Origin of the sequence: Kitasatospora sp. NPDC048296 (assembly GCF_043201815.1) — a bacterium.
Classification (GTDB): Bacteria; Actinomycetota; Actinomycetes; order Streptomycetales; family Streptomycetaceae; genus Kitasatospora.
This window is the reverse complement of record NZ_JBICZB010000193.1, coordinates 1-2,006: the sequence shown is the minus strand read 5'-3', so window position 1 is coordinate 2,006 and position 2,006 is coordinate 1. Positions and strand designations below refer to the sequence as shown.

The 2,006-nt window shown below is 70.5% G+C and carries 2 protein-coding genes; one reads left to right on the top strand and one right to left on the bottom strand.

Annotated elements, in window-relative coordinates; translation table 11 throughout:
• Nucleotides 1-91 precede the first annotated feature (91 nt).
• A complete protein-coding gene (locus ACGF12_RS38405) occupies nucleotides 92-958 on the bottom strand; it encodes an LLM class flavin-dependent oxidoreductase (RefSeq protein WP_393041246.1) in 867 nt (288 codons plus the stop codon).
• A gap of 266 nt (nucleotides 959-1,224) precedes the next feature.
• Between ACGF12_RS38405 and ACGF12_RS38400 the strand changes: the two genes are divergently transcribed.
• Nucleotides 1,225-1,728 carry a MarR family winged helix-turn-helix transcriptional regulator gene (locus ACGF12_RS38400; protein WP_393041243.1) on the top strand — a complete coding sequence of 168 codons (504 nt, stop codon included), beginning with the start codon at nucleotides 1,225-1,227 and terminating at the stop codon, nucleotides 1,726-1,728.
• Nucleotides 1,729-2,006 lie beyond the last annotated feature (278 nt).

Below are 2,006 nucleotides of genomic sequence, written 5' to 3'. Positions count from 1 at the left end.
GTACCTCACCCCACTCGAAACCCGAGCCAGACTGCAGCGCGACTTCACCCCCGCAGCGTAAGCAACCGCTGTCCAAGATCAGGGGGGAACTTCAGAGGGCCTGACGGACGGCCGGGACCACCTCGTGGGCGAACACGCCGAGCTGGCGCTCGTGGTCCTCGTTCGGCCAGTACACAAAGCCGTTCATGCCTCGGTCGCGCACGAGGGCGGTCATCTGCTCGACCCACTGCTCCACCGGCCCCTGGAAGTCTCCAGCGGAGTTCGGGGTGATGAGACCGTTGAGGTTGTAGACCTTGCGGATCGCTCCGGGGTCGCGCCCGGCGCGCACGGCGGCCTCGTCGATCCGGGCGACGGCCTCGCCGAGCCGGTCCAGGCCGAGGTAGGTCAGCGAGGGCAGCCAACCGTCGGCCTTGGCACCGGTGATCGCCAGCATCCGGGGGCCGTAGGCGCCCAGCCAGATGCCGAGGGACGGCGAGGGGGTGGGGCCCGGGTGGACGCCCGCGACTCGGTAGTGCACACCGCCGGTCCGCACCGACCGCTGGCCGCTCCACATCGCTCGGATGACGTCGACGGCCTCGCCGAGGGCGTCGACGGCCTCCTTCTTGTCCCGGCGCTGGCCGCCCATCGCCTCGATCGCCTCCCAGAACGCGCCCGCACCCAGGCCCAGCTGCAGCCTGCCGCCCGAGAGCACGTCGAAGCTGGCGGCAGCCTTGGCCAGCATCGCCGGCGGGCGCAGCGGCAGGTTGGCCACAGTGGGGACGAACACCACCCGCTCGGTGCGGGCCGCCAGGAACGCCATCAGCGTCCAGGTGTCGTGGAACGCCTGCTGGTAGGGGTGGTCCTGCACAGTGACCAGGTCCAGACCGTTCCGGTCGGCCTGAACGGCGTGTCGCAGCGGCCGGTCGCCCTCGGCCCACACCGGGTCGACATTGGCGCCGAACAACACGGGAAGATTCACGGACGTCTTCCTTTCTTCTTGTCTGGTCAAGCCTTCTTGTGCGGCCAAGCGGGGCGGGACACGACGTCGGCCTGGCCCGGGGCGCCCTCCATCGTGAGCCGACAGCCGACCAGCTACCCGTGGCCACGCCGTAGCGGATCACCCGAGCGCGCAGACAACTGTTTCGAACCGCACCAATGTCCATTGGCCGGCCAAAGTAGAGTGAGGGAGGATTCCCAGCACAGGAGCGATGGGAACGTGAGCTGCCACGAGGAGCACGACCAGCCATGCCGAAGCCACCTGAGCCTGCCGATGTGCGGAACGACGCGGTACCGACCGTCACCGACGCCCCGATGAGCGAGGCGATCTTCCGAGTCGCCCGCGTGCACCGGATCGCGGCGGCCAACCTGCTGCGCGAAACCGGCCTGTACCCGGGGCAGGAACTGCTGATGATGCAGCTGTGGCAACACGGTGAGCAGCGCCAGGCGGACTTGATCAAGACACTGGCGCTGGATCCGTCGACCGTCACCAAGATGCTGCAGCGCCTGGAGCAGGCCGGTTTCGTCACCCGCAAGCCCTCCCCCGCCGACCGTCGGGCCGTCGTCGTGGCCGCCACCCGCGCGGGGCAGGCCCTGCGCGACCGGGTCCAGCAGGCATGGCGCGACCTCGAAGAGCTCACCACCGCGGGACTGGCGGACGGGGAACTCGAAGGAACCCTGCTGGTGCTGAGCCGGATCGAGGCGGGCCTGACGACCGCGCCGGCCACCACCGACCGGACCACGACCGCCTGACCTGCCTCTGTCTCAGCCAGGCCGCTTCGGCGGCTCTTGGCTGTCCGCTCCGACTCGTTCACCGGCGGCGCGTGCCCCGACGGCTCGCCACACGGAGCGCGAGCTCAGCCGCCGGACAGGGCTGGTGCTCCACGGTGCGGGCGGCTGCCATACGGTCGCCCTGCAGCCCTGGCAGCCGCATCTGGAGCGGTCACACCGCGGCCGCCGCCTTCCGGGCGGCCCGCAGGTCGAGGACGTACTGGACGGCCAGGCAGCCGAGGATCCAGGCGGCGAGCAGG

Bases quoted from the DNA above. Each gene is read 5' to 3' on its own strand.
- ACGF12_RS38400 (WP_393041243.1), top strand. From the start codon at position 1,225: ATGCCGAAGCCACCTGAGCCTGCCGATGTGCGGAACGACGCGGTACCG.